Genomic DNA, 26,387 nt, shown 5'->3' with positions numbered 1-26,387 from the left:
TAATCTCCATGGTGGGTGGCTCCCAATGCTCAGGTTGGCATGACGGCAACCACATTGGCCCTCTGAGGCCGGGAGCGGGAGCCATCCACCCCATCTGCTTTCCGGAGGACCTGCGGCACGAGCCCATCCTGCTGCCCAGCCTGGACAGCGACATCCGCGTGGGGTTCGACCGGCTGCTGGACCTGGCGGGGATCCGGCCGATCATCCTGGCCGAGGTGGACGACATGGCCATGCTGCGCCTCTTGGCGCGCGAGCGGGAGGGCGTCACCCTGGTGCCGCCCATCGTCGTGCGCGACGAACTGGCGAGCGGCGCCCTGGTCGAGCACTGCCGAATTCCTCAGCTCACGGAGAGCTTCTACGCCATCACCCAGACCCGCCGGTTTCCGAACCTGCTGCTGGGCGAGTTGCTGAGCCGCTATGCGGGGTCGGAGCCCGGACCCGCCGCCCGCTGAGGGGCAAACGGCGCCGAGAGGGCGTTTCGCGCCGGCGGCCGCGAAAGGTGGATCGGGCGGAGCGCGGCGCGCTAGAAGGGCCCGTCTCACACACTCAAGAAACAAGGAGCCTGCATGGGCGAGAAGAGGCTGGGGAAGAGCGCCATCGTCGTGTCCGACATCTGCATGGGCACCATGACCTTCGGCGCGCAGGCGGACGAGGCCACGGCGTTCCGGATTCTGGATCGGTCCTACGACGCCGGGATCACCTTCTACGACACGGCGGAGAACTATCCGGTGCCGCCCGATCCCAAGTGGGCGGGGCGGACCGAGGAGATCTTCGGGCGCTGGATGAAGACCAAGCCCCGCGACGCCATCATCCTGGCCACCAAGGTCAGCGGGCCGAGCCATGGCTGGATCAAGTCGGCCCAGCGGTCTGGCCGCACCGCGCTCGACCGGCACAACATCGTCCGCGCGATCGAAGCAAGCCTTCAGCGCCTGGGCACCGACTATGTCGACCTCTATCAGACCCACTGGCCCGATCATGGGGTCGGCTATGAGGAGACGCTGCGGACGCTGGACGACCTGGTCCAGGAGGGCAAGGTCCGGATCGTCGGCTGCTCGAACGAGACCACCTGGGGCCTGACCAAGTCGATCGCCGTCGCCGAGCGCGAAGGCACGGTCCGCTATCAGACCATCCAGAACAATTTCAGCCTCAACAACCGCCGCTTCGAGGACGAACTGGCCCAGGCCTGCCGGCAGGAGGGCGTCAGCCTGATCCCCTATTCGCCGCTCGCCGGCGGCGTGCTGTCGGGCAAGTACCAGGGCGGAGCGACGCCCGAGGGCGCGCGGTTCTCCAGCTATATCAACCTGGGCGGCCGTCACACCGTGATGGCGCGGCGCTTCGTCAACGAGAAGAGCCTGGCCGCGACCGAGCGCTACATGCAGATCGCCGCAGACCTCGGCATCTCGCCGGTGACCCTGGCCACGGCCTGGAGCAAGCAGCACGACTTCGTGGCCTCGACCATCGTCGGCGCGACCCGCGAGGATCAGCTGGACGCCATCTTCGCCGCCAGCGATCTGACGCTCAATCAAGAGACACTCGACGCCATCAACAAGGTGTCGAAGGAATTCCTGTACCCTATGGGCTGAGTTCTCGGGGCGTTCCCCGCGTGCAGGCTTGCCTGACGTTGGGACGCCCCTCTAGCTGCGGCCGGCGGTCGGCAGGACCGCGTGTGATGGGCGTAGCGCATTGAGCAGCGACGGGTTCGGAAGTCTCACCACCGGCGGCTTCTTCGTGGAACAGGCGGGACGGTTCATTCCGACCGACGCGGCCGGGGGATATTGGCGCGCCAACACCCTCAGCGGGCGGCTGGTCGGGGGACTGCTGGGCCTGGCGCTCGAGCGGGCTCATGGCGGCCCCGACCTGACGCCTGCGCGCTTCTGCGTCGACCTGATCAAGATGGCGCCCAAGGCCCCGCTGAGCGTGGCCACCCAGGTGATCCGCCAGGGCCGGCGCCTGTTGCTGGCCGAGGCCCAGCTGATCGCCGATGGCGACGTGGTGGCGCGCGCCAGCTGCCTCTATCTGCGCCAGTCCGAGAACCCGGAGCCCCCGACCAGCCAGTCCCCCGACTGGAAGGTCCCGCGCCCCCATGACCTGCCGCCCTCCCCCGATGCGAGCCACTGGGAGATCCGGCCGATCCCTGCCGCGGCTCGGGACCCGGCCGAAGCCCCCCGCCGCGGCGCGGCCCCGGCGACCGGCGGCGCAACGTCCGCCAATCCGCCCGTGCTTGGTCCGATGTCGCCGTTCGAGGCGCGCCAGGCCTGGGTGCGCGAAAGCCGGCCTCTGATCGAGGGCCTGGCCCACACCCCCTTCACCCGGGTGGCCCTGGCCGCGGACTTCGCCAGTCCCATGGCCCATTCGAGCCCCGACAGCATCGACTTCGTCAATTGCGACTTCACCGTCTATCTGCACCGCCTGCCCGCCACCGAATGGCTGGGCTTCGACATGGTCCGCCATCACTCGACGGGGGGCGTCGCCGTCGGCGAGTGCTGGCTGCATGACGAACAGGGCCCCCTGGGTACGATCAACATCGCCGCCGTGGTCCAGCGACAGGCCTGATCTCAGGCGGTCGTCGCCGCCAGGATCCGTTCGATCAGCCAGTAGGCGGCAAGACCGCCGATCACATAGGCCGGCGCGACGACCGACACGCGGGGATCCCGCAGATACCTCGCCGCCGGCGTCCGCCGCGCGACGGCGAGGACCAGCAGCACCGCGGCGATAAAGGTCAGCTGACCGATCTCGACCCCGAGATTGAACAGCAGCAAGGCCTGGGGCGCAGCCTTGGGCGGCAGACCGATCTGGGCCAGGGCTCCGGCGAAGGCCATGCCGTGCAGCAGACCGAACGCGAAGGCGATCAGCCAGGGCCGCCGCCGGGTCAGGGTGTCCCGCCGCTCGGGCCCCGCCGCCAGTTCGCAGGCCACGAAGACGATGCTGAGCGCCACCAGCGCCTCGATCACCGCCGAGGGGAAGGCGATATAGCCGAGCGCGGCCAGGGCCAGCGTGATGCTGTGGGCGACGGTGAAGGCGGTGATCGCCTTCACCAGCTGGCGATTGGGCCCGATCAGCAGCAACAGGCCCAGCACGAACAGCAGATGGTCGAAGCCGGTCAGGATGTGCTCGACGCCCAGCTTCAGATAGGCCGGCACCGCCAGTCCTGAGGGCGGCGACAGGCTGAGCGTCTGGGACGGCTGGGCGGGGCGCAGAACGCCATCGACCTGACGCCCGTCAGCGGCGCTGACGCGCAGCAGCACGTCGGTCACGGTCTGGGGCAGGCCCTCGATGGTCACGGTCTGGCCGTCCAGCGGGGCGCCGTGCTCGACCCGCCAGATCTTCTGGATGAAGCCCGGCGTCGCGGTCTCCTGGCTGGGCTTGGCCTCCAGGGCCCCGCTCGACAGGTGGGGGGTCAGATGCAGCACCATGTCGCCCATGGCCGGCTGCTTCCAGGTCACCTGATAGGTTCCCGGGCTCTGCTCGACGATCTGCAGGAGGGCCGGGCGAACCTCGTGGGCCTGGGCTGGCGCGAGAACCGCCAGGCCCGCCCAGATCAGCGCCGCCAGGGCCGGAAGCAGACGGCGCAGGTTCATGGCGCGCCGCCCGCCACCTCGACCCGGTAACGCTGGCGCAGCCGGACCAGGAACGCGGTGTTATTGGCCGCGCGCCGGTCGGCGAGCCAGGCGTCGCGGACATCCTGCCTCACGGCCTCGAAGGGCGCGACCTCCGCCCCCTGCCGGCCCGTGACGCGGACGAGGTGGAGGCCATAGGCCGAGGCGACGGGGCCGACCCAGCTGTTCAGCGGCGCGGCCTGGACCGCCTTGGCGTAGGCCGGGCCATAGTCGCGGGCCAGGTCGTCCTGGCTGACATCGGCATAGGTCAGGGGCAGCAGGAAGGGATCGCCGCTGGCCGCCTGCCCGCCGTTCAGCTTGGCCAGCGCGGCCATGGCGGCGGCCCCGGCCGGCCCCTCCCCGCGGTCCCCGCTGAAGAACAGCTGGCGCAGGGCGGTGTGGCCGGGCTGCAGATATTGCGATTTCGTCCGATCATAGAAGGCGCGCAGGGTCGCCTCGTCCGGCTCGGCGATCTCGCCGACATCCTCGCTGGCGAAGGCCATCTTCTCGGCCAGGCGGCGGCGGATGATCATGTCGTCGCGGTCCAGACCCAGGCGGCGGGCCTCGCTGGCCAGCAGTTCCTCGTCGACCCGGTCCTGGATGATGGCGTGCAGTTCCGCCTTGGTGGGCGGCCTCTGGCTCTGCTGCTCCCAGTAGGAAACCAGCTGCTCCAGCTCCTGGCTGTCGATCCTGACTGTCGGCCGCTCCATCGCCCGGACGGCCTGGAGACCGGCGAACAGCAGGGCCCCAATGACCAGGAAATGGGTCAGGGGCTCGCGGGCGATCCGCTTGAACGCGGCGGTCACGCCCGGCGGCGGGAACCGTCCGGCCCCCGCCTTGTCCAACTCAGAGGTCACGCGCGGTCAGGCCTTGGGCTCGTACCAGATGGGCGAGGACCAGGCCCGTTCCATGATGGTGGTCGGCAGGGTCGGATTGGGCGGCGTGCCGTTGCGAAGGGCGTCCCAGGTGGACCAGCGGCAGGACGGGTTCTCCAGCACGCGCACGTAGTAGAAGGCCCGCTGACGCGGATTGAAGGTGGGATCGGTCCAGACCGTGCGCAGCTCGACGTCGCCCTTGAACCGGGTCGGTTCGCAGGTGGTCAGGTCGACGCTCGCCCCGTTGGCCGGGCAGCGCCAGGTCGCGGTGTCCAGGGTCAGGTGGTCCGAACAGGCCACGTCGAAGACCCGCTCCTTGGCGACCCCGTTCTCGATCCAGCCCTTCACGATCTGGGCGCGCTGCAGATAGCCGGAGCTGGGGTCGCGGACGCCCCAGACCAGGAACTTGGGCGCCTTGCCCTTGGACGGCAGCAGGTCGCCGCCCATCGGCACGCCGTGGCCATAGGCCTGGGTGACCAGGTCCGAGCGACCGGCCAGGTCGGCGGGGAAGTCATAGCTGGCGAAGAACCGCACACGGATGCGCGGGCCGGAGGTGGCGAAGGTCTCCTTGCGGCGCAGGGCGGCGTAGATGGACTCCCGCGAGTTCTCTTCCGCCCAGACCCCGGCCAGGCCCGAGGCGCCCCAGCTCTGGAAGCGGGCCGCGGCGTTCTTGGGGTCCATGTCGACCCCGTCCCAGCTCTTGGCGCCGTTCGGCGGCACGGAGCCGCGCTGGGCGGCCGTGGCGTCGATGCGCCCGACCTTGCTGAAGAAGTTGCGTTCCTCCGCCGAGCCGGGGGCGGCGTTATGGGTGTCGGTCGAGCCGATGAAGCCGAACTTGAAGGGGTTGAAGCCCTTGGCCTCCTGCATCGCGATCCCGTCCTTCAGGGCCTCGCGCACATAGCTGCCGTGGAACTTGGTCACCGGCCGGTTCACGCCGATGTAGCGGTCCATGATCTCGAAGTTCGACCATTCGTCATTGGGCGACAGCGAAGGATGGGTCTCGGACGTGCCCTTGATCTGGCTGATCTCGACCAAGGGTTCGTTGCGCATCCGCAGCTCGGCATAGGCCTTGTCGATCGGCTGGCCGTTCATGCGGACGGAATCGAACATCAGCCCGTCGCTGCCGTTGGAATTGTGCGGAATGGCCAGGGCCTCGACGCCCCGCCCCCGCCACTCGTCCATGGTCTTCCAGAGGTCCTCGGGATTGTTCGAGGCCAGCGCCGAATAGGGCAGGTCCGGGGTCTTGGCGCTCTTGAAGATGACGTTGCGGTGCAGGTTCCGGTTGCCGGGCGCCGAGGTGTATTCATAGCCGACGAAGGTCGTGAACCGGCCCGGCGCATAGTTGCGCGCCGCGGCGTCCTGGATCTCACCCCAGGCGCGGGAGACGATGCGCCGCTCGCTGAACTCCTTGGGCAGGGTGCCGTGCTCGTTGCCCTCGACCATGCGGTTGAAGGCGGCCTGGATCTCCTTGGGGTCCTTGCTGAACAGGCCCTGGACGATGGGCAGCTTGGAGATCGGGCTCGCGGGATCGTTCGCCTCCTCCATGGCCCCGATATATTCGGAGTGGTCGGTCACCGCGACGAAGTCCAGCGGCGCGCCGGAGAGCCGGACATTCATGCCCGACGCGTGGGGGATCGTCTCGCCCTTGGCGAACCGATAGGCGTCCTCGGGCGTGGCGCGGACATTGAAGATATAGGCGTCGAAGGACAGCTTGGTGTGGACGTGGAGGTCGCCGAAATAGGCGTTCCGCTCGGGATTGTAGCCCGGCAGGTGCTGCGGGGCGCGGGCCTGGGCCTTGTGGGTCTGGGCGACCGCCGGCTTGGCGGCCGACTTCTGCGCCTCACCGGACGCCAGCGCGGCGCCTCCGGCGGCCAGGGCCACGAGACTTCCGGTCACGAGCCAGGCGCGGGTGCGCGAATTCCAAAGACGTTCCATCCCAATCTCCCCGATCGTCTCGCCGGCGGGCCCCGAAAGGTCCGCCGCCCCAGCGGTTTTTCCGAATTGACGCCCCGCCGGCCGGCCTTGGCAAGCCTGAGCCTGCCTATGCTTGCGTTATCCCCGTCTCCACGACCTCAAGGCGCGGCCCCCGCACGGTCGGCGGCCAGGATCATGCGGCGCGCCTCGGTCAGGTCCTTGACCACCAGCGGCAGTCGGCTGCGCAGGAAGAACACGCCGTAGATCCCACGGTCACGGTCGATCCAGGGATAGGTTCCGAAGGCGCCGGGACTGGAGACCATGCCGCAGCGGCCCTTGGCGTCGAAGGTCTCGCACCAGTTGCCGAGCCCATAGGCCTGGAGGCCGGCGGCGCCCGGCGGGCGATAGGCCATGACCGCCTTGCCGGTCTGAACCGTCTCCATCTGGTCGAATGCCGCCTCGGACAGGATCCGTCCCTTCGGCCCCATGCCGCGCGCGGCCAGCATGGAGAGGAAGGCCGCATATTCGTCGGCCGTGGTGTAGACGCCGGCCTGGAGATTGGGATTGAGCACCTCGCTGGGCGACAGGCCGGGACGCAGGGGATTGCCCCAATAGGTGTGGCTCATGCCCAGAGGCCCGGCGATCCGCGCGGCGAACAGATCCGCCCAGCGCTGGCCGGTCGCCTGCTCCACCAGGGCGCCTGCGACCTGCAGCGAAGGCCCGCCATAGCGGAAGGTCGCGCCCGGCGGGTCCTCCAGGGGGCGCGCGGCGATCTCGTCGGCGGCCTGGGCCAAGGTGATGTGCGGATCCTGACGCAGGTCCACAAAGCCTTCCAGGCTCCCCTGCCCGGCCGTGAACGACATCAGCTGGCGAAGGGTGATCTGGCCCGCGGCCCCGGTGAACTGCGGCAGGCGTCGTCCGATCGGCTCGTCCAGGCTGAGCTTGCCCTCGTCCACCACGGTCATGATCAGGGCGGCGGTCATCCATTTGGACGCCGAGGCGATGGGCAGCCGCACGTCCGGACCGGCGTCGCCGACATCCACGCGATAGAGCAGCCGACCGTCCTTCATGACCAGGGCGGACACGCCCGACGCGCCCTCGGCCAGCACTTTCTCGAGCTGGGCGCGCAGGTCCGGCGGCGCCGCCTCGGCCCGCGCCGATCCGGCGGCCAGGAGACCGAGCAGCAGCGCCGCGCGCAGGAGGCCTGAGCGCGCCATGCTAGAAGCCCGCCGCCTTCTGGTCGGCGTCCAGCATGGGCTTCCTGAACTGGGTCCGCACGCCGGAGTCCAGACCGAACTCCATCAGCTGGTCCTTGGCCGGATCATAGGCGGGCCAGGCGACGCCCCCCGCGCAGGCCGGTCGGCCGGTCTTGGCGAAGCCGACCCAGCAGGAATGCATCAGAGCGCCCATCGCCAGGTCCTGGGTCGTCGGCGTCCCCAGGGGAAGCCGGCTCGCCGTCTCGAACACATAGATGATCTCGCTGCCGTGACTGGCGCCCGGCATGAGGGCCCGGCGCGCCGCCGCCACATAGGAGAAGTGGTAGAGGAAGGCCGGCGCGCCGGTCGAGGCCTTGCCCGCCACCCAGCGGGCAGGGCCGCCCATCACCACGTCGGTGTAAAGCGCGTCGGCCAGGGCCTGGTCCACCCCAGGTCGCCATAGGCCGCCTTCTGCTCCGGGGTGAGCCGGGCCAGGATGGCCGCGATCGGCAGGGGGAAGGTGCGCATCAGCGAGGCTTCGTAGCTGTTCGAGCCGATGATCAGCGGCACGTCGATCGCCCGGCCGGCGGCGAAGGCCTCGGCGGGGGATTCGGTCATCAACCGCCCGTCGGGAAAGGGACCGACCCCACCGGCTCCCCCCGACATGTCGACCAGCCTGTCGGCCGGCACGGCGCGAATCTGGTCCAGGGTGGCGTCCGGCCCGGGCGCGCCGGCGCGGGTCAAGCGCTCGACGCCCTTGGCCTCCTCGACCGCCAGGCCGCCGGGCTTCTGCCAGCCGCCGCCGGACTCCACGATCGCCTTGTCGAACAGCCCCTTGGCCGCGGGCGTGGCCAGCAGGGCCAGGATGCTGGATCCCCCCGCCGATTCCCCGAAGACGGTGACGTTCTTCGGATCGCCGCCGAAGGCCGCGATGTTCTTCCGCACCCAGGCGAGCGCCGCCATCTGGTCCATCAGGCCGTAATTGCCGAGCCAGTCCTTCGGCCCCGCCGCCTTGGTGAGGGCTGGGTGGGCGAAATAGCCCAGCGCGCCCAGGCGATAATTGATCGTGACGAGCACCACCCCGTCGCGGGCGAAGGCGTCGCCCTCATAGACCCGCCCCTCGCCGGACCCCACGCGGTGGGCGCCGCCATGGATCCAGACCATCACCGGCGCCGCCTTGGCCGCCTTGGGCGCCCAGACATTGAGATAGAGGCAGTCCTCGCTCTGCGGCCGGTCCCCGCCGGCCGCGAGCGCGCCGTCCGGTCGCGCCGGCTGGGTGCAGATCGGACCATATTGGGCGCCGTCCCGGACCCCGCTCCAGGACGGCGGCGGCGCGGGCGGCTCCCAGCGGAGGGGACCGACCGGCGGGGCCGCGAAGGGGATGCCCTTGAACACCACCGTCCCGCCCGCCTCGACGCCGCGCACGGCGCCGGATTGGGTTCGGGCCACGAGGCCGTCTTCCGCATGGGCCGATCCGGCCGCGGCGAGGATCAGGGCCAGGGCGGCCAGCAAGCGCTTCATCACGGCGTCTCCTTCGGGTCGTCGAGGGTCAGTCGAACAGCTGCAGTCGGGTGTCGTCGTAGGTCTGGTAGCTCTGACGCTGGCTGGTCCATTGCGGCGGGCTGAGCGTCTTGGCCCAGGCCGCCAGCTTGGCCTGCAGGCGGGCGACCACGTCCTTTCGGCTGGTCGCCAGATTGTGCTTCTCGCCGATGTCGGTCTTCAGGTCGTAGAGCATGACGTGCTGGCCATAGGGCCCGACCTTGGCCTCCACCCCGTCGGGGGTGATGTCGGCGCTGTGGTCCTGGCCGTCGGCCGGCTGGGGCCCGGCCTTGTTGGCGACCCACATCTTGTTGTCGCCGTCGCGGATCGCATAGGTCACCCCGGCCCGCCAATAGAGAGTGGGATTGGGGACGCCGCGCTTGGCGCCGGTCAGATAGGGCATCAGGTCGACGCCGTCATAGACCCGGTCGCTCGGCAGTTTCGCGCCCGCCAGCCGGGCCGCCGTCGGCACGATGTCGAGGCTGGAGACCTGCCGATCGTCCACCTTGCCGGCCGGCACGTGGCCGGGCCAGTTGACGATATAGGGCACGCGTACGCCGCCCTCGAGATGCTGGCCCTTGAAGCCGGACAGGGGCGCGTTGGAGCAGGCGCCCTGGATATAGCCGGCGCAGCCGTTGTCGGAGAGGAAGATCACCAGGGTGTCGCGATCCAGGCCGGTCGCCTTCAGCTTGGCCATGATGTCGCCGACCCCGTCGTCGAGCGCCGAGACCATGGCCGCGTAGATCCGCGTCCCCTTGTCGGGAACGTCCTTGTAGCGATCGAGATATTTCTGGGTCGCCTGCAGCGGCACGTGGGGCGCGTTGTAGGCCATGTAGAGGAAGAACGGCTGCGACTTGTGCCGCTCGATGAAGTCCACGCCCTCGCGGGTGAAGGCCTCGGTCAGATAGGCCTTCTCCTCGACCACCACGCCGTTGCGGCTGATCGGCGCCTTGGACCGGACGAGCTCCAACCGCTCCCGCGGCGACATGAGCGCCATCCGGGGATCGGGGGCGCTGGTCGTGCGCTCCGCGGCGTCCGCGCCGGGATAGGTGTAGGCCTGATCGGTCGGCTTGGGGTCGACGATATAGGTCGAGCCGCCGGCCAGCATGCCGAAGAACTCGTCGAAGCCCCGGTCATTGGGCCGGTAGCCGTCGGCGGCGCCGATGTGCCACTTGCCGATCATGCCGGTGTGATAGCCGGCCTGTTTCATGATCTGGCCGATCATCATCTCGTTGCGCGAGACCCCGCCGCGATTGTCGCGCCCGACCGGATTGAACTCGTAGCCGAAGCGCTCCTGGTAGCGGCCGGTCAGCAGACCCGCCCGCGAGGGGGAGCAGACCGGGTGCGAGACATAGCCGGAGGTGAAGCGAACCCCGCCGGCCGCCAGGGCGTCGATGTTCGGCGTACGGATGACCTTGGAGCCGTAGACGCTGGTGTCGGCGTAGCCCAGGTCATCGGCCAGGATCACGATGACGTTGGGAGGCCTGCGGCTGGCGGCCTCGGCATGGCGGGTCGTCAGCGCCGCGGCGGTCACGGCGCCGGCCGCGATCAGGCCCATGGCGCCCACGCCGACGAGGATGTGCTTGGATCGTCTTTGCATGGACAGGCCTCACGCCGAGCGGATGCTCAGCCTCCTCTCAGGACGGGGGGAACGCGATAGGCGCCCGACAGCAGCGCCTTGCCGGGGCGATAGACCCGAAACTGCAGACGGAACGGGCCGGCCGGCGCCGGCAGCCAGTTGCGGCGCAGGGCGGGCTCGGGAGCTTGCGCCGAGATCCGCAGGGTGACGGTTCCGTCCGCGTCAGCGACCAGGGGGCCGCTGTTGCTGCCCACGGAATAGACGCCCTGGGGATTGTCGAAGAAGAACAGCTGGCCGTCCGGAGTTGGCTCATAGAGGGTCACCGACCAGAAGGCGTCGGTCGGCGGCAGGGCCCGCGCGGAAAGACGAGGCGGTGCTCGAACGCACCGTCATAGTCGCCGTTCGGATGATCCCCGGCGCCCTTCAGATAGAGCGCCTCAGACAGGGGCAGGGCCGCCAGACCGGTCAAGGCGACCCGGGCGCGGTTGAGATAGTCGCGGCCGAAGTCCCCGGTGTCGGGCTTCTCATAGATCCAGCCCTGGACGGGTTTGGACTCATCGACCTTGAGGTCGGCCAGGGCCTGGGCCACGCCGGCGCGAACTTCGTCCAGCTGGGCGGGCGAGAGATCCTTGGGCGGGAACTGACGCCCGAGGCCGATGCCGAGGGGCGCAAGCCGCTTGAGCATGGCGCGGTCCCGGGCCGGCGGCGGATTGGCCGCGAGCGCGGCCTGGCCGTAAGCCAGAACGCCCAGAGGATCGGATCGGGGTGGCGCCGGCGCGAAGCCCGGATTAGCCGCCGTCGGGGTGAGGATGCGCACCTGATCCTGCACCGCCTGCGCGCCCGGCAGGTCCTGCTCTCCGCCCGCATAGGTGCGCGCCAGGGCCCAGACCATCGGCGTCGGCGAGGTGACGGTCAGTCCCCGGCCGGGCGGCCCCCCGTGGATCAGCCTGAGGGTCTCCGCGCCGATCCGATCCGCCCCGCCGAGCACGGCGAAGTTGTTGCTGTAGGCGTCCATCAGGGCGAGCGAGAAGTAGCGCGAGCCGGTCTTCGGCAAGGCGATATCCACGCCCTGCGACAGGTCGATCCAGGCGCTCGAATAGAGGGTGTCGCTGTTGGGCGTCGTCACCGCCCTGGACTTGGCGTCGGCGAGCCTGCGGGCGTGGCGAAAGACGTTCTGCTCCCGTCCGCCCGCAAGCGTCCTCGCCCGCGCCGCCGCCATTTCATAGATCGGCAGGAGATAGATCAGGGCGTCGTAGCCCAGGCGACGGAGGTCTGCGCGCCCCGTCGCCGCCGTCGCGCGGCCCGCCATGGCGGCGGCGGCGGCGATCATCATCGTCCTGCGATCCAGACGGCTCATGTCCCTGCAGCTCTCCGTGCGCTCGCCGTCACCAACGATAGGACAGCTGAGCGCCGTAGGATTGCGGGAAGTTCCAGCGCCGCACGCTCGCCGAGTCGAAGACGATGTAGCTCTCGTTGGCGAAGTTGTTCATGTAGAACGCCGCCTCCCACTTGTCCTTGGTGACGCCGAGCCGCAGGTCATAGGTCTGGAAGTCGTGCAGCCGGGGCGTCTGGGCGATTTCCTGCACCCCGCCCGAGCGCAGATTGCCCTTCACGTTCACGAAGCCGGTCAGGCCGTCGACCAGGGGGCGGCGGTAATTGAGGTTGAGCGTGCCCGTATAGTCCGGCCGCTGCGGCGTCTCCTTGCCCTTGTCGGGACCGGACACGACCTTGCCCGTCTGGTGCGAGGCGCCCAGGGTGACCAGGGCCACGCCGCCGGCCAGGCGGGCGCGCATTGTGACCTCGACCTCCACGCCCGACAGCTCGGCGTTGCCGGAGTTGTAGACATAGGGGGTCGCCTGGACCGGGCAGACCGAGCTGCCGACGAAGCAGCCATTGTCGGTCTGGACCAGCAGGTCGGAGACGTTCACCCGATAGGCGGCCGCGTTCACGAACAGGCTGCGGGTGATGTTGCCCTTGGCTCCGACTTCGAACGAGGTGGAGACCTCGTCGTCATAGGCGGCCGGCGGGGTCTTCGGCGCGCGGGGGTCCCCCAGGGCGAGGTTGAAGCCGCCGGCCCGATAGGCCGAACCGACCTTGCCATAGGTCAGCCAGTTCCCGACCTTGTAGGCCAGGGTGACGTTGTAGGAGAGATTGTCCGACGTCTTGCCGGAGCTGAAGGCGTAGCCGGTGCCGGACGGCAGGCCCGTGCCATAATCCAGGCGCGCCGAGACGATGCTCTTGTCGTCATTGGTGGAGCGCAGCTCGCCCGTCAGGTTCAGGGCGTCGGTGAGGTCGTAGCCCACCGAGCCATAGGCCGCCCAGGAGGTGAAATCGATGCGGACCACCTGGTCGGTGCCCGGAGACAGGGTGGCCGCCGTGGTGCCGGTCGAGGACTTCGACAGGATGATCTGGGCCTTGTCGTTCAGGTCATAGAGCTCCGCGCCCGCCAGCCAAGACCACTTGCCGGTCTTGTTCCCGGCGATGTGGATGTCGTTGAACAGGATGCGTGAGAAGTCGAGGGTCAGGCCGCCCAGGTTCGGATCGCCCTGGACCGCGCCCTTGGCCACCAGGCCGGCCGCAGCGGCGGCGGCCTCGAACTGCGGCGAGGTCGCGTCGCGGTCATAGGCGTTTTGCGAGTGACGCTCGCGCAGGGAGCTCGTCAGGGTGACGGTCGCGAAATCGAGGTCATAGCCCCCGACGAACTCGTAATAGTTGGTCCGCATCTTGGCGGTGGAGGGCGAGTTCCACGAGATGTTGTATTTGTCGTCGTAGATGCCCTTCGGATAGATCGCGCTGACGCCCGGCGGGATGTTCACCGAATACATCAGGCCCGGCAGGGTGTCCGCGCCATGCTCCGCCAGGATGTTGGCGGTGATCGGACCATTGCGATAGCCGAGCTGGACCCGATAGGTGTCGGTCTTCTGGGCGTCGAAATATTCCTTGGTGTAGGGGCTGTAGTAGAAGCCCTTGTCTTGCCGCATCACGTCGACGCCGACCCGCAGGGCCAGATTGTCGGTCAGGGGCTGGTTCACCACCAGCTGGCCTTCCCGGTGCTCCTTCGTAGCGATGTCGCCGGTGAAGAAGCCGCTTTCCTGGCCCTGGACCGGCCGGGCCGTCACCACGTTCACCGAGCCGCCCACCGCGTTGCGGCCGTTGAGCGCGCCCTGGACGCCGCGCAGCACCTCAATGCCCTGGACGTCGAAGAAGTCGGCCTTGGAGAAGGTCCGGCCGCCCTGATAACCGCCGCCGGCATAGGCGCCGTTGCGATATAGGCCGACGCCGGACTCCGCCGCGGTGGCGCGGCTGGTGCCGGACCCGCGCATGGAGACTTCCGAGGTCACCGGGTTGGAGGTGTTGGCGAAGTTCACGCCCGGAACGTTGGACAGCAGGCTCTGGGTGTTGGCGATGCCGCCGATGTTGCGCAGCTGCTCGGTCCCGAACGCCGTCGCGGCGGTGGGAATGTCGCGCAGGCGCTCCTCGCGCTTGCGGGCCGTGACGACCAGCTCGGTCAGTTCAGTGGCGGCGCCGGGGGCGCTCGCGGCGGGCGCGTCAGCGGCCCAGGCCGTTCCGCCGGCGGACGCGCTCAGCGCAAAGGCGATGGCCGCGACCGAAGCGCAGCCCAGATAGTTCCGTCCCATGGGTTCCCCTCTCCCAATCGCCGCGCCCGGTCTCTCGCCGAGGAACGGCCCCTGGCTGGGTTTATGAGCCCGACGCCCGCCCTCGACAAGCATTTTTCGGTTTCGGGTATTTTTTGAATCCTGGCGGGCAATCGTCTCGATTGGGACGCCGCCTCGCCTTCAGCCCCATAATTATTGTTTTTAATGGTTATTTTTGATCTTCACACATCTCGCTTCGCGCAAACCCTATTGCCCGATCAGCGAAGTCGGTATTATTTTTTGTCGAGAGTTTTTCGGGGCCCTGTCACTTGGTTGAAACTGCAGGCGCGGGCGGGCCAGGGATTCGTCCCCGGCGCAACGGACGGTCGATGGGCGCAACCGACGCAATGATGATAACTGGATCGACGCCGCGAACCTGGGCGAGGACAGCATGACGCCCGAGCGGCAGACGAACGCCCGCACCCGCAAATATCTGGACCGACAGGCCTCGATCCTGCGGGTCGCCGTCGGCATCCTCAATCAGAAGGGCCTGAGGGACATGACCCTCGGCGAGGTCGCCGACCACTTCGGCCTCGTCCCCACCGGCGTGGCCTATTACTACCGATCGAAGGAGCTCCTGGCCTCGGCCTGCTTTCATCAGGCCATCGAGGTCCATCGCGAGCTGATCCGCGGGGCGGCGTCGGGGACGACCTTCGCCGACCGGCTCGGCGCCCTGGTTCGCAGCTATTTCGATCTGCTCAGGCGGATCACCCTGGGGGAAGCGCCGGACTTCGCCCTGTTCGAGGACGTCCGCTCGCTCAACGACCCGGTGCTCGAGGCCGCCTATGTCGACATGTTCCGCGAGGCGCGCGCCCTGTTCGACGAGGGCATGGCGGTCACCGGCGACCGCGCCGCGCTCAACGCCCGCGTCCATCTCCTGATCCAGCAGCTGGTCTGGTCGCGCTACTGGCTGGCCAAGTATGATCCCCAGGACTACGCCCGCGCCGCAGAGCGGACCCTGGACATCCTGCTCCACGGCCTGGGCGCGCCGGGCGCGGGCTGGGCGCCGACGCCGCTCGACATGCCTCAGGGCTCCCTGAGCGGCGAGGACGGGGCCCGCGAAGTGTTCCTGCGCGCGGCCACCCAGCTCATCAACGAGCAGGGCTATCGCGGCGCGTCAGTGGAGCGGATCGCCGCGCGCCTCGACCTGACCAAGGGCTCGTTCTACTACCACATCGACGCCAAGGACGACCTGATCGAGGTCTGCTACCTGCGCACCGTCGAGGTCATGCGCCGGGCCCAGTTCGCCGCGGGCCAGTTGGACCGCACCGGCCGCGACCGGCTGGCCTCGACGCTTGGCCACCTGCTCGATCACCAGATCCAGGGCGACGCGCCCCTGCTGCGCTTCCTGACCGCCTCGGTGCCGGAGGCGATCAAGCGCAAGCTGCAGATCGGCTGCGAGCGGGTCAGCATCCACTTCGGATCCATGGTCAGCGACGGCATAGCCGACGGGTCCCTGCGCCCCGTCGACGCCCAGATCGCCGCCCAGATGCTGATGGCCGCCTCGATCGCCGGCGCCGAACTGACCAACTGGCTCCCCGGCCCGCCGGACCAACGCACCAGCGAAAACTTCGTGCGGCCGCTGTTCAGCGGGCTCGCCCTGCATTTCGGCGACGCCTGAGCGGGGCCGCCTATTTTCCCTCGCGGGGATCCGGCGGCGGGGTCAGGTCGAAGGTCTCCTTGCCGTCCTTGCCGACCTCGCGGTCCAGGGCGGCGACGCAATAGTTCTGCTCGGTGAGCACCTGCTTCGGATTGCGCCTGTAGGTGAAGGTGTAAGTCCAGGGGGTGGCGAAGACCACCGGATCGGTGACCACGGTGTCGATCTGCAGGGCGTCGGGTCCGGTCTTGTGGATGCGCTCTGTCACCTGCAGCTTGTGGCCCGGCACGCCATAGAGCACCTCGTTGGTCGGCCGGATGCCGATGGTGTCGACGACCAGGGTGTCGCCCTCCCAATGGCCGATCGACTCGCCGCTGAAGCTGTCGAAGAGGTCGTCCTCCGGCGTGTGCGCCCGGCCGTCGGTCCAGATATTGCGGACCTGCAGGCCGCCGCCGCCCGTGAAGACGGCCAGGCTGTCGCCCCGAACCATCAGCTCGAAATTGCCGTCCATCTGGCGGGGCATGCCTTGCGGAATGCACTGGGCGTCGCCGGTGAACACCTGGAGCCCCTCGGCCCGTCGCTTGATCTGCTCGAGCTTCTTGGCCTGATAAGCCGGGGTCAGGGGCTGGGGAATGGTCTCGTACTTCTCGATCGAGATCCGGTTGTTCATCACCCAGACCCCCTGAAGTTCCTTGAACAGGGTGGCCGGGGATTTGTCGGCGGGCATGGGATAGGGAACGGCCGGCGGCGGCGGCGCGAAGGGCTGCGCCAGGCCGGGGCCCGCGACCGCCATCCAGATGAGGCCGCCGACCCAGGCCGCCCGCAATGTCCGTCCGGTTCGCGACATGACTTCCCTCAAAGCAAGACCGATCGCCCGCAGTCTGCCTGCACGGTCCGGGCGGGGTCAGCCCTCCGCCGCGCCCGACAGTTTCAAGCAAGTTCGTCGATCCGCGCGAGGTCGCTCGCCCTAGGATGGCGCATCAGTTTCCCGTGGAGGCCATGATCATGACGGACCTGCGCAAACTCGCCCTCAGGACCCTCGCCGGCCTGGCCCTGGCCGGGTCGGTGGGCGGCGCGGCCTTCGCCCACCACTCCTATTCGATGTTCGACCGCAACAAGACCATCACCATCGAGGGCGCCGTGCGCGCCTGGGAGATGACCAATCCCCATTCCTATCTCTGGGTCACGGTGATGCGGAAAGACGGGGTCACCGAGGTCTGGGGCATGGAGGGCGCGGGCGTCAGCGCCCTGCAGCGGGCCGGCGTGCGCAAGTCCGAGGTCAAGCCGGGCGACAAGGTGAAGGTGAACCTGCACCCCCTGCGCGACGGGCGCACCGGCGGCCAGCTGGTCAGCCTGGTCCTCGACAGCACGGGCCGGGTGGTGAACTTCGGCGGCGGCGGCGGCCAGCCCGGCCGGCCCGATGGCGCAGAGGGGCAATAGGCCCGACTATCCCCCCGGGAGATCCCGGGCGAGGCGGAACCCCAGGGTCGCGCTGTGCGTGTCCGGCGTGTGGTGAAAGCGGCTGAACACCCGTGAGCCCGGCGGCGTGCCGTGCCAGGCGCCGCCGCGAATGACATGCTCGCAGATCGCCGGGTCCGGCGGCAGGGTCGCCTGCGTCCTGGGATCCACATAGCAATCCGAGGTCCAGACCCAGGTGTCGCCCGTGGTGTCAAAGAGGCCGAACGGATTGGCCGGGAAGCTGCCGACTGGCGAGGTGCGGCGATTGTCCCAGAGGCTGCCGCAGCCGTCGCAATTGGCGTGATTGGCGCCGACCTCCTGGCCCCACCAGAAGTCCGTCCGCGCCCCGGCGCGATTGACGTATTCGTATTCCACCTCGGTCAGCAGGCGGTAGGCGTGACCGGTCCTGGCGCTAATCCAGCCGATATAGGCCCGCACATCGTCCAGGCTGACGCAGAGCACCGGGTGATTGTCCGCCTGGACGAAGCCGGGATTGCGCCAGCCCCGGTCCTGGCGGATGCGCCCCTCCTCCGCCTCGAAGGTCCAGCATTGCTCGGCAGGGCGATAGCCGGTCTCGGCTGTGAAGGCGGCGAACTCGCCCACCGTGACGGGATATTCCGCCACCGCGAAGGGCTGGGCGAAGCGCACGGCGCGGGCCGCCTGCTCGTTGCCGCGAAGCAGGGCCGCGCCGGCCGGCGCGCCGATCACGGCCTCTCCCAGCGGCACGATCCGCAGGCGCGGCGCGAGCGGGCCGTCCCACAGCTCGGCCGCGTCATGGCGGGTCTGGAAGGCGGCGAACTGGGCGTCGCGGGCCGCGCGCCAATCCTCCGCCCGGGCCAGGACCGGCAAGGCCAGGACGGCGCAGGCCAGGACGCCCAAACCCAACCGCGATCTCAGCGCCATGTCGCCGCTCCTCTGCAGACAGGGCCCAGCCTAGACCCCGCTCCGCCGCGGCATTCCCCCGTCCTGCGCACGACAGTTTCCCACGCGGTGCGCAGATGGCGGGGCGCAGGCGGCCAAGGCCTGCTCTCGGGCCGATTTCCGCCGCCGGCGGGGCTGTTCGGAACATTCTGTAACCGAGGTTCGGAACCGTAAATTACAGGGCCGGCCTCCCGCGGACCGACATGCTGGTCGTCCAACCGGTCGGGGGACGACGACATTGACCAGCCACATCAAAGGGGGAAGAACGCGCCTCGCCCAACGGGCCCGATGGGTCCTGCTCGGCGTCGGCGCCGCGGGGATCGCGGGCCTGGCCCAGGCGGAGGAGGCCGGGGGCGCCCACGAGGTGAGCGAGGTGGTGGTCACCGCCTCGACCCACGACCTCTTGGGCGTGGCCACCACCTCGTCCCAGGGCTCGGTCACCCGCCAGGAGCTGGAGCTGCGGCCCGCCTACAGGGTCGGCCAGATCATGGAGACGGTGCCGGGCCTGGTGGTCACCGCCCACTCGGGCGAGGGCAAGGCCAACCAGTACCTGTTGCGCGGCTTCAACCTCGACCACGGCACCGACCTGGCGACCTATGTCGACTCCATGCCGGTGAACGCCCGGGTCCACGCCCACGGTCAGGGCTATACCGACCTGAACTTCCTGATCCCTGAACTGGCGACGGGCCTGAAGTTCACCAAGGGCCCCTACTACGCCTCGGAAGGCGACTTCGCCTCCGTCGGGTCCAACCGGGTGAGCCTGATCGACGCGCTCTCGACCCGGATGTCGGTCAGCGCGGGGTCGGTCAATGACCAGCGGCTGTTTGCGGCCACCACATTTGATCTGGCGGGCGGGCGGCGCCTGCTGGCGGCGGGCGAGACCGTCCACCTGGACGGCCCCTGGGACCACGGGGACAATCTGCGCAAGGTCAATCTGGCGCTACGCCTGACACCGGCCGCCGATGTCGACGGGTTGAGCCTGACCGGCCTCTATTATCGCGGCGCGTGGAACGCCACGACGGACCAGCCGCTGCGGGCCATCGCCGCGGGCCTGATCTCACGCTTCGGGACCCTCGACCCGAGCGATGGCGGCCACGCCGAGCGCTTCAGCCTGTCGGCCAGCTATATCCGCCGCGACCTGGGCCCCGGCGACGTCGGCCTCTCCGCCTATGCGATCCGCAACGAGCTGACGCTCTACAACAACTTCACCCACTTCCTGGTCGACCCGTCGCCGGGGACCAGCATGTGCAGAACGACCGGCGGATCGTGGTGGGCGGCGAAGCGCGCTACAGCTTCAAGCGCGTCACCCTCCCCGTCGGGATCACGGCCGACACGGAGATCGGCCTGCAGGGCCGGCGTGACGACACCTATGTCGATGCGCGCCACAGCCGCCAGCGGGTCTCGCTGGAGACTCTGCTCGCCGACGAAGTCACCGAGTGGAACCTGTCGACCTATGCCCAGACCACCCTGCGGTTCGGCGACCTAGTCCGCGCGCAGGTCGGCGCCCGGCTTGACCATTTCGCCGCCGACGACCGCAATCTGGTGGGCGGCCTGTCGGGCCGTCAGGACGCGACCCTGACCCAGCCCAAGGCCAGCCTGATCTTCGGACCGTGGAAGCGGACGGAGGTCTACTTAAGCGCCGGGCGCGGCTTTCACTCCAACGATGTCCGCGCCGGCCTGTCGGACTCAGGCGATCTCACCCGCCCGCCCTTCCTGGCGACCTCCAAGGGCTCGGAGATCGGGGTGCGCACCAACGCCATCCCCAAGACCCAGCTGGCGGCGACCCTGTTCAAAATGGAGTTCGCCAGCGAGCTGACCTACAACGCCGACGAGGGTCGCACAGAGGCCGGGCGCCCCGGCCGGCGGGTCGGGCTGGAACTCACCGGCCAGTACCGGCCCTATCCCTGGATCGAGCTCAACGCCAATATCGCCATCTCGCGGGCCCGCTACACCGACCATGATCCGGCCGGGCCCTATATCGAGGACGCCCCCGAGGTGGTCGCCTCGGCCGGGCTGCTGATCGACAATCTCGGACCCTGGTTCGGGGCGGCGGAGTTCCGCGACCTCGGCGCCCACGCGCTCAATTCCGACAACAGCGTCCGCAGCCGGGGTTACCGCGAGCTCAATCTCAGCGTCGGCTACAAGCTGACGCCGGCCACCCGGCTGCAGCTCGAGGTGTTCAACGTCACCGACGCCAAGGATGACGCCGCCGACTATGTCTATACGGACCGCCTGCCCGGCGAGCCCGCCGAGGGGGTGGAGGACCTGCATGTCCACCCGCTGGAGCCCACCTCTTTCCGGGTCGTCGTGTCGCGGATCTTCTAGCGGACGCGCAAAGATTGGGCGGCGGGCCGGCGCGGCCGTCGCCCTGGGGAGCTGACGAAAACCACTGAAGCTGATGCGCGGCCAAGGCCGCTCCTCAGGGCCGGGATTTGGCCTAGCGTCGGAGCCTTGGCGTTGTCTTTCCTGGGTGGAGCCCTATGCGCAAAACCGCTTTGCTGTCCGTCGCGCTCTGCGCCGTCTCCATGGGGGCGCCGGCCCTGGCCCGCGCCGCGCCCGACATCACCGGCATGTGGGCGCTGGACCAGCCGGCCGACCATATCCATCAGGCCCAGCCCAAGCTGACCCCGGCCGCCAAAGCCGAGCAGGACGCGGTCAACAAGATCAGCGCCGCGAACAACCGGCTGATCGGCGAGGCCCACACCAAGTGCTGGCCGGCCGGCATGCCCGGCATGATGCAGCCGCCCTTCGGCATCGAGTTCCTGCAGACCAAGGGCCGGGTCACCATCCTGTCGGAGGTGAGCACCCTGCCCCGGACCATCTATCTCGACGAGAAGGTCCATCCCGACAGCGTCCAGCCGGGCTGGAACGGCCACTCGATCGGCCACTGGAAGGGCAATGTCCTGGTCGCCGACACCATCGCCCTGAACGGCCGCCTGCCGCGCACCAGCCCCAAGACCCACATCACCGAACGCATCTTCCTGGAGGACGGCGGCAAGCATCTGGTCGACGAGCTCGTCGTCGAGGATCCGGACGTCTACGCCGAGCCCTATCACCTGCGCTACCGCTACAAGCGGGTGGAAAGCGGCGAGGGCGCCGAGCTGATGGAATATGTCTGCGAGGTCGATCCGGCCAATCTGTTCGCCTACGAGCGCGAGCAGAAGGAAGCCGGCCGGCCGTCGGACTTTGACCCGCCTGGTCGGCGGCCTCCATGGCCCAGCCGTCCACGATCAAGGCGCCCGGCGGCGCCGCGCCCGCCGCTACGGCCGGCGGACCGCCGCCCCCCGCCTACTGACCCCAGCTGAACCCCAAGCCCCACATCGCCCCCGGCCCGCGCCGGGGGTTCTTTTTTGGGCGCTCGCAGGGGCGTCGAGCCCCGGACCCTGGACAGCAAAAGGCCGGCGGAGCTTTCACTCCGCCGGCCCGGCTTGTCCGAACCTCCTGCGGGAGGCGGCGGCTATTCGAAGGCCAGGTCGAGCGACAGGCCGACGGTGCGCACCGCCTCGGGGTTCAGGACGTTGGTCCAACCGCCGTTGTTCGCCTGGCGGCCGGCCAGGAAGAAGGTGTCGAGCGCGTTACGGGCATAGACGCCCACGCGATAGCGACCATCCGGCGAGGTCAGGCCGGCCGAGAGGTTCAGCACCCCATAGCCCGGATTGACGATGTTCGGATCCATCGGCGCCGACAGCCACTTGGAGCGGTGCAGATAGGTGGCGTTGGCGTCGACCTTGAACATGTTGCCGAGCTCGTGGGTGTAGTTCACCCCCAGCCGGTAGGTGTACTTGCTGGAATTGATCAGGGGCGTGCCGGCGGCGTTGGTCGAGGCCGTGGTGTTGCCCGGGTGGATGTAGCAGCCGTTGATCCCGCTGGTGGCCTGCTTGATCGGCTCGAGCGCGTTCCAGCAGGAGGTCACGAAGTCGGTATAGTGGTTGTCGTTGATCGCCGTGCTGGCCGACAGGGTCAGGTCGTCGGTGACCCGGCCGTTCAGCTCGATCTCGACGCCCTTGCTGAGCATCCCGCCGGCGTTGCCGAGCTGGAAGGCGTTGGGGATGACCTGCTGGTTCAGGACATTGACCTGGTAGTTCACGAACTTCTGCCGGAAGGCGGTGATGTTCGCGGTCAGGCGATGGTCGAACCAGGACGACTTCAGCCCCGCCTCGTACATGTCGACTTCTTCGGGCTTGATCGGGTTGAGCACGGTGACGGCCGTGTCGATCAGCGGGCCCTTATAGCCGTGGGCGAAGGTCGCATAGACCTGGATGTCCGGGGTGATGAACCACTGGGGACCGATCCGGTAGGTATAGCCGGTGTTCTTGATCTCCAGCGACCCCGGCGCCCGGAGCGAGGCGCCCTTGGTCGACGGATAGACCCCGTCCACCGCCAGGGCGACGATCGAGGCCGAGATGTCGTCGCGGGTCACCCGGAAGCCGGCGTTCAGCAGCAGGCTGTCGGTGAAGTGGTAGGAGCCGTCGACATAGGCCGCATAGCTCTTGTTGATGTTGTGGACGCGGGTCATGCCGCCGGCGGCGGAGGTGTAGACATTCGCGCCATAGGGCGTGGACGGATATTCGTTATAGGCCTGGCCATAGGCGTCGCCGGCCGACAGCGACTTGGTCACCGTGTCGCGGTCATAGAGGAAGAGGCCCGCCACATAGGTCAGCTTCTTCTCGGCCGGAGACACCAGCCGCAGTTCCTCGGAGATCTGGTCGCCGTTGTACCAGTTATTGAGGTAGTTGTTGTTGTAGTAGCCCGAGCCCGAGGGGCCGTGGAAGGTGCGGCTCATGAACCGATAGGCGGTCAGCGAGCTGATCTTGAAGTCGCCGATGTCGTGGTCGACCTCCACCTGGGCGCCGCCGGCGCTGGTGTGGCGGAAGGCGTCGTCCTTCTCGGCGATCACCGAATTGGTGTCCGACGGCGTGATCCCCGCGATCAGGGCGCTGTTGCAGCCCGGCAGGATCTTGGTCCCCGTATAGTTCACGAAGGGCGTGGTGATCCCCGGACCGCACTTGGCCCAGGCCTGCGGGAAGTTGGGCTTGTCGAACTGCAGGCGGGCGTCGAGACCGAAGGCGACCGTGGTGTGGTCGGTCGGAGTCCAGAGGAACTTGGCCCGCGCGCCGCGGGCCTCGCGGCCCCCCTGCTTCTCATGCAGGGCGGCGTTCTCGAACACCCCGTCACGCGACTGGTAGGAGACCGTGAACCGCGCGGCCAGCTGGTCGTTGATCGGCACGTTGACGGTGGCGTTGTCGCTGGTGTCGCCATGCTCGCCATAGGTCAGGTGGACCTTGCTGCTGGAGTCGCCGATCACCGGCCGCTTGGTCATGACCGAGACCACGCCCGCCGAGGCGTTCTTGGCGAACTGGGTGCCCTGGGGCCCGCGATAGACCTCGATGTGATCGAGGTCGGAGATGTCTCCGCCGATGTCGTCGACGAAGCCCATCAGCACGCCGTCGATCACCATGCCCACCGACTGCTCGGTGCCGCCGTTCTGGCTGTTGGTGCCGGAGCCGCGGATATAGATCGCGTTGGCGCCCTGGATAGAGACCTGGATGCTGGGCGACAGGAACTGCAGCTCGCGCGGCTCCTTGAAGCCACTGTTGGTGAACTCCTGGGCGGTGACGGCGGTGACGGCCATCGGCGCGTCCTGCAGGCGCTGCTCGCGCAGCACCCCGGTGACGACGATTTCATCGACCTTGGTGCCGGCCGCCGCGTCGGCGTCGGCTTCGGCGGCGTTGGCCCAGCTGGACGCCCCCAGGGCCAGAACGCTGGCGGTCAGCAGCAGCGCGCTTATTCGACGAGATGCCATTGCGATTATCCCCCTCGCAGTTGATGTGTCGGGCGCTCCTGCGCCTCGGCTCATGTCATTAAGGGCGATGGCGGCTCCTTTTACCTGATCATAAAATTTGAAAATCTAGGTTCTGCGCGCCAATCAATGCCCATGACAAATCAACTCAAGGCATAAGAAAGCTCAATTTCCGACCTCACCACCCCATCGATCTGCGCTAAGTCCATGCAGTTTCGAATTGCGCGGGAATTTTGCGATTTTCGTCTTTTGCGTTAGATTCAGTACATTTTTCTACTGTCGCGAATACTAAAGCGCCGCCAGGTGTGATCCTGGCGGTTGGCGCTCTGCGGACAAGCCGGAGAGCCCTTGGCGGCCCCTCCCATGCGGGCCGGATGTGCGACAGATCTGTCCGGGGCCGGCTTGTGGTCGCCGTTCGCACCGCACTGACAGAGCCGCACCATAGTCCGCGCGGGCGGACCAGGGCGCCGGCCTCGGTCGCCGATCAGTTTCAAGGGATTTCGTGAACTCAGGCCCCGGGTCGGGGGCGCCCGCGACTCCAGCCGGGAGCCGCGGGGCGCGAATAGGTCGGATCGCGACAAGGGAGAGCGACCGAACACCTGCACCTTATCAGCCTGGCCGGACCGCGCTTCCGGCGACCTCGGCCAGGACTTTCAAACAAAATGGGAAGTCTGGGCTCAGGCGAAGCTGCGGGTCGCAAACCAGTAGGCGCCGAGCGCGATCAGGAAGGCCGAGCATACCTCGACCACGATCGGGCGCGGCATCGAAAGCTTCATCCGGGCCAGCAGATAGACCGCCAGGCTGGTTCCCAGCACCAGCGTCATCTGGCCCACCTCGACCCCCAGATTGAAGCCGACCAGGAGTTCCGCGATCCGGCCCGTCGGCAGCTGCATCTCCAGGAGATTGGCCGCGAAGCCGAAGCCGTGGATCAGGCCGAAGACCACGGTGATCACCATGCGCAGCCGCCCTGCGTCGGCCAGGCTGCCCGAGACCAGCAGATAGCCGCCTGTGAACAGGGCCGAGCCGAACAGCAGCAGGAACGGCAGGTCGCCGAAGCCCAGCAGCTTGGCCGCCGCCATGACCAGCAGCCCCGCAGCCGCGGCCAGGGCGACCGAGCCCGCCCGATGCGTCGCCACTGCCAGGTTCTCCGCCCCGATCAGGGCGATGGTGAGCGCCACCAGGGCGTCAATATACTCCGCATGCGGACGCAGCACGCCGGTGACGGCCAGCGCCAGGGTCAGGCTGTGGCCGATCGTGAAGCCGGTGACCACGAAGACCAGGTCCTTCAGCCGGCGCGAGATCAGCACCAGCCCCAGCAGGAAGGACATGTGGTCCACCCCGGTGAAGATGTGCATCACCCCCATGCGCACGAAGTCGAGGAAGCTCGCCTCCTGCAGCTCGCCGCCCTCCCCCGACACCGCCACCGTTGCCCGGTCGCGGGTGATCAGCTGCTCGGTGAACTCTCCGGTTCCGGCGTTCTGGATCTGGGCGAAGTTCACATGGCTGGGGGTCAGGTCCGAGAACGCGCCGGAATGGACCTCCAGCTTGCGGCTGTCGGCGCACCGATAGGTCATGTCGAACTTGCGGAAGCCCGGCTGGGCCGACAGCACCTCCACCGGCGGATCGAGAGCACAGCGTTGGCCGGCGGCGATGGGATAGACTCGTTCGGCCAGATAGCGGCGCATCACCTCGTCGGAGGGCGGCGCCCCGTCCCGGCTGAGCGGCTTGGCCTCGGCCGTCGCGAAGGTCACGGTCACATCGACCCGCTTGCCGTCGATCTCCCAGACCGAGTCGGATTCGCTGCGGGTGTGGGCCTGGGCCTGGGCCGCGCCGAAGGCCAGCACCAGAAAGGCCAGGAACTTCGCCAGACGCCGCATCAGCGCATGTCCTGGGCGATGAGGATATTGGCCCGCTTGTGCAGGAACTTGGCGTCGGCCGCCTCGTAGCGCGCGACCGCATCGGTCTGCCGGTCGGAGGCGACCTGGGTGCGCGCCTCTTCATAACTATAGGGCCTGGGCCGGTGGTTCGAACTCATCACCAGCAGGTGGATGCCGTCCGGCTGGGCGATCGGGGCGGACACCGCGCCATCGCCCAACGCCTTGGCCGCGGCGAACAGCGCATCGCCCAGGTGGATCTTGGCCGCGAAATAGAACTCCTCGCCCTGGGTCCTGGCCGTGTCGCGGCCGCCGAACCGGGCCAGGACCGCGGCGACGGGCGCCCGCCCGCCAGGGCGCGCGCGCCGCGTCGGCCGTGCCG

At 68.5% G+C, this 26,387-nt stretch carries 22 protein-coding genes and 1 pseudogene; 8 read left to right on the top strand and 15 right to left on the bottom strand.

Features of this window, described 5'->3' with window-relative positions; genetic code table 11:
* The 3 genes from MQH10_RS23650 to MQH10_RS23640 form a co-directional block, all read left to right on the top strand.
* A partial coding sequence (locus tag MQH10_RS23650; protein WP_242566442.1) for a LysR substrate-binding domain-containing protein occupies positions 1 to 452 on the top strand: 452 nt, incomplete at its 5' end.
* Between the two features lie 114 nt (positions 453 to 566).
* Entirely contained in the window at positions 567 to 1,583 is a 1,017-nt protein-coding gene (locus MQH10_RS23645; RefSeq protein WP_242566441.1) for an aldo/keto reductase, read from the top strand.
* 100 nt (positions 1,584 to 1,683) lie between these two features.
* The gene (locus MQH10_RS23640; protein ID WP_242566440.1) at positions 1,684 to 2,553 is read left to right on the top strand and encodes a thioesterase family protein; all 870 of its coding nucleotides are present in this window, start codon (positions 1,684 to 1,686) and stop codon (positions 2,551 to 2,553) included.
* A 2-nt stretch (positions 2,554 to 2,555) separates the two neighbouring features.
* Here the strand turns inward: MQH10_RS23640 and MQH10_RS23635 are convergent, their stop codons facing one another.
* From MQH10_RS23635 to MQH10_RS23590, 10 genes are all read right to left on the bottom strand, one after another.
* Positions 2,556 to 3,578, bottom strand: a complete 1,023-nt coding sequence (locus MQH10_RS23635) for a HupE/UreJ family protein (RefSeq protein WP_242566439.1) — start codon at positions 3,576 to 3,578, stop codon at positions 2,556 to 2,558.
* Complete coding sequence (locus MQH10_RS26965) at positions 3,575 to 4,453, bottom strand: peptidyl-prolyl cis-trans isomerase (RefSeq protein WP_242566438.1); 879 nt, start codon at positions 4,451 to 4,453, stop codon at positions 3,575 to 3,577. Before MQH10_RS26965 ends, MQH10_RS23635 begins: the two co-directional genes overlap by 4 nt.
* Positions 4,454 to 4,459: 6 nt before the next feature.
* The gene (locus MQH10_RS23625) at positions 4,460 to 6,406 is read right to left on the bottom strand and encodes a DUF3604 domain-containing protein (protein ID WP_242566437.1); all 1,947 of its coding nucleotides are present in this window, start codon (positions 6,404 to 6,406) and stop codon (positions 4,460 to 4,462) included.
* 137 nt (positions 6,407 to 6,543) lie between these two features.
* On the bottom strand, positions 6,544 to 7,602 hold the full coding sequence (locus MQH10_RS23620; RefSeq protein ID WP_242566436.1) for a serine hydrolase domain-containing protein: 1,059 nt from the start codon (positions 7,600 to 7,602) through the stop codon (positions 6,544 to 6,546).
* Position 7,603: 1 nt separating this feature from the next.
* Complete coding sequence (locus tag MQH10_RS23615) at positions 7,604 to 8,029, bottom strand: carboxylesterase family protein (protein WP_242566435.1); 426 nt, start codon at positions 8,027 to 8,029, stop codon at positions 7,604 to 7,606.
* Positions 7,987 to 9,102 carry a carboxylesterase/lipase family protein gene (locus MQH10_RS23610; RefSeq protein ID WP_242566434.1) on the bottom strand — a complete coding sequence of 372 codons (1,116 nt, stop codon included), beginning with the start codon at positions 9,100 to 9,102 and terminating at the stop codon, positions 7,987 to 7,989. Before MQH10_RS23610 ends, MQH10_RS23615 begins: the two co-directional genes overlap by 43 nt.
* Before the next feature lie 28 nt (positions 9,103 to 9,130).
* A complete protein-coding gene (locus MQH10_RS23605; RefSeq protein ID WP_242566433.1) occupies positions 9,131 to 10,720 on the bottom strand; it encodes a sulfatase in 1,590 nt (529 codons plus the stop codon).
* A 26-nt stretch (positions 10,721 to 10,746) separates the two neighbouring features.
* A complete protein-coding gene (locus MQH10_RS23600; RefSeq protein ID WP_242566432.1) occupies positions 10,747 to 11,022 on the bottom strand; it encodes a DUF1214 domain-containing protein in 276 nt (91 codons plus the stop codon).
* Entirely contained in the window at positions 11,019 to 12,056 is a 1,038-nt protein-coding gene (locus MQH10_RS23595; protein WP_242566431.1) for a DUF1254 domain-containing protein, read from the bottom strand. Before MQH10_RS23595 ends, MQH10_RS23600 begins: the two co-directional genes overlap by 4 nt.
* Positions 12,057 to 12,084: 28 nt before the next feature.
* A complete protein-coding gene (locus MQH10_RS23590; RefSeq protein WP_242566430.1) occupies positions 12,085 to 14,337 on the bottom strand; it encodes a TonB-dependent receptor in 2,253 nt (750 codons plus the stop codon).
* Positions 14,338 to 14,746: 409 nt separating this feature from the next.
* Here MQH10_RS23590 and MQH10_RS23585 point away from each other — a divergent pair, with 409 nt between their 5' ends.
* Positions 14,747 to 15,976, top strand: a complete 1,230-nt coding sequence (locus tag MQH10_RS23585) for a TetR/AcrR family transcriptional regulator (protein ID WP_242566429.1) — start codon at positions 14,747 to 14,749, stop codon at positions 15,974 to 15,976.
* 10 nt (positions 15,977 to 15,986) lie between these two features.
* On the opposite strand, the gene MQH10_RS23580 is transcribed toward MQH10_RS23585, so the two are convergent.
* Entirely contained in the window at positions 15,987 to 16,799 is an 813-nt protein-coding gene (locus tag MQH10_RS23580) for a hypothetical protein (RefSeq protein ID WP_242566428.1), read from the bottom strand.
* 152 nt (positions 16,800 to 16,951) lie between these two features.
* Here MQH10_RS23580 and MQH10_RS23575 point away from each other — a divergent pair, with 152 nt between their 5' ends.
* Positions 16,952 to 17,392, top strand: a complete 441-nt coding sequence (locus MQH10_RS23575) for a DUF6152 family protein (protein ID WP_242566427.1) — start codon at positions 16,952 to 16,954, stop codon at positions 17,390 to 17,392.
* A 6-nt stretch (positions 17,393 to 17,398) separates the two neighbouring features.
* Here MQH10_RS23575 and MQH10_RS23570 read toward each other — a convergent pair whose 3' ends face one another.
* Positions 17,399 to 18,313, bottom strand: a complete 915-nt coding sequence (locus tag MQH10_RS23570) for a formylglycine-generating enzyme family protein (protein WP_242566426.1) — start codon at positions 18,311 to 18,313, stop codon at positions 17,399 to 17,401.
* A 382-nt stretch (positions 18,314 to 18,695) separates the two neighbouring features.
* On the opposite strand from MQH10_RS23570, the pseudogene MQH10_RS23565 reads away from it, so the two are divergent.
* The 3 genes and pseudogenes from MQH10_RS23565 to MQH10_RS23555 all read left to right on the top strand — a co-directional run.
* A pseudogene (locus MQH10_RS23565) lies at positions 18,696 to 19,064 on the top strand (TonB-dependent receptor plug domain-containing protein); the annotation flags it as partial.
* A 536-nt stretch (positions 19,065 to 19,600) separates the two neighbouring features.
* Positions 19,601 to 20,656: a TonB-dependent receptor domain-containing protein gene (locus tag MQH10_RS23560; protein WP_242566425.1), complete on the top strand. Its 1,056-nt coding sequence runs from the start codon at positions 19,601 to 19,603 to the stop codon at positions 20,654 to 20,656.
* A 155-nt stretch (positions 20,657 to 20,811) separates the two neighbouring features.
* On the top strand, positions 20,812 to 21,636 hold the full coding sequence (locus tag MQH10_RS23555; protein ID WP_242566424.1) for a hypothetical protein: 825 nt from the start codon (positions 20,812 to 20,814) through the stop codon (positions 21,634 to 21,636).
* Positions 21,637 to 21,788: 152 nt separating this feature from the next.
* Here MQH10_RS23555 and MQH10_RS23550 read toward each other — a convergent pair whose 3' ends face one another.
* From MQH10_RS23550 to MQH10_RS23540, 3 genes are all read right to left on the bottom strand, one after another.
* Positions 21,789 to 24,134, bottom strand: a complete 2,346-nt coding sequence (locus MQH10_RS23550) for a TonB-dependent receptor (protein WP_242566423.1) — start codon at positions 24,132 to 24,134, stop codon at positions 21,789 to 21,791.
* Between the two features lie 674 nt (positions 24,135 to 24,808).
* Positions 24,809 to 26,008, bottom strand: coding sequence for a HupE/UreJ family protein (locus MQH10_RS23545; RefSeq protein ID WP_242566422.1), 1,200 nt, complete (start codon positions 26,006 to 26,008; stop codon positions 24,809 to 24,811).
* The coding region (locus MQH10_RS23540) for a peptidylprolyl isomerase (RefSeq protein ID WP_242566421.1) at positions 26,008 to 26,387 on the bottom strand (380 nt) is incomplete at its 5' end. The genes MQH10_RS23545 and MQH10_RS23540, both read right to left, overlap by 1 nt.

The organism is Phenylobacterium aquaticum, from assembly GCF_022695515.1.
Classification (GTDB): domain Bacteria; phylum Pseudomonadota; class Alphaproteobacteria; order Caulobacterales; family Caulobacteraceae; genus Phenylobacterium; species Phenylobacterium aquaticum.
The sequence above is the reverse complement of the archived record's forward strand: the minus strand, read 5'-3'. Positions and strand labels throughout refer to the sequence as shown.

Excerpts from the sequence above, each read along its gene's own strand:
- MQH10_RS23625 (WP_242566437.1), bottom strand. The coding sequence starts at position 6,406 with ATGGAACGTCTTTGGAATTCGCGCACCCGCGCCTGGCTCGTGACCGGA.
- MQH10_RS23585 (WP_242566429.1), top strand. The coding sequence starts at position 14,747 with ATGACGCCCGAGCGGCAGACGAACGCCCGCACCCGCAAATATCTGGAC.
- MQH10_RS23590 (WP_242566430.1), bottom strand. The coding sequence starts at position 14,337 with ATGGGACGGAACTATCTGGGCTGCGCTTCGGTCGCGGCCATCGCCTTT.
- MQH10_RS23635 (WP_242566439.1), bottom strand. The coding sequence starts at position 3,578 with ATGAACCTGCGCCGTCTGCTTCCGGCCCTGGCGGCGCTGATCTGGGCG.
- MQH10_RS23580 (WP_242566428.1), bottom strand. The coding sequence starts at position 16,799 with ATGTCGCGAACCGGACGGACATTGCGGGCGGCCTGGGTCGGCGGCCTC.
- MQH10_RS23620 (WP_242566436.1), bottom strand. The coding sequence starts at position 7,602 with ATGGCGCGCTCAGGCCTCCTGCGCGCGGCGCTGCTGCTCGGTCTCCTG.
- MQH10_RS23610 (WP_242566434.1), bottom strand. The coding sequence starts at position 9,102 with ATGAAGCGCTTGCTGGCCGCCCTGGCCCTGATCCTCGCCGCGGCCGGA.
- MQH10_RS23595 (WP_242566431.1), bottom strand. The coding sequence starts at position 12,056 with ATGAGCCGTCTGGATCGCAGGACGATGATGATCGCCGCCGCCGCCGCC.
- MQH10_RS23575 (WP_242566427.1), top strand. The coding sequence starts at position 16,952 with ATGATCATGACGGACCTGCGCAAACTCGCCCTCAGGACCCTCGCCGGC.
- MQH10_RS23550 (WP_242566423.1), bottom strand. The coding sequence starts at position 24,134 with ATGGCATCTCGTCGAATAAGCGCGCTGCTGCTGACCGCCAGCGTTCTG.
- MQH10_RS23555 (WP_242566424.1), top strand. The coding sequence starts at position 20,812 with ATGCGCAAAACCGCTTTGCTGTCCGTCGCGCTCTGCGCCGTCTCCATG.
- MQH10_RS23645 (WP_242566441.1), top strand. The coding sequence starts at position 567 with ATGGGCGAGAAGAGGCTGGGGAAGAGCGCCATCGTCGTGTCCGACATC.
- MQH10_RS23570 (WP_242566426.1), bottom strand. The coding sequence starts at position 18,313 with ATGGCGCTGAGATCGCGGTTGGGTTTGGGCGTCCTGGCCTGCGCCGTC.
- MQH10_RS23545 (WP_242566422.1), bottom strand. The coding sequence starts at position 26,008 with ATGCGGCGTCTGGCGAAGTTCCTGGCCTTTCTGGTGCTGGCCTTCGGC.
- MQH10_RS23605 (WP_242566433.1), bottom strand. The coding sequence starts at position 10,720 with ATGCAAAGACGATCCAAGCACATCCTCGTCGGCGTGGGCGCCATGGGC.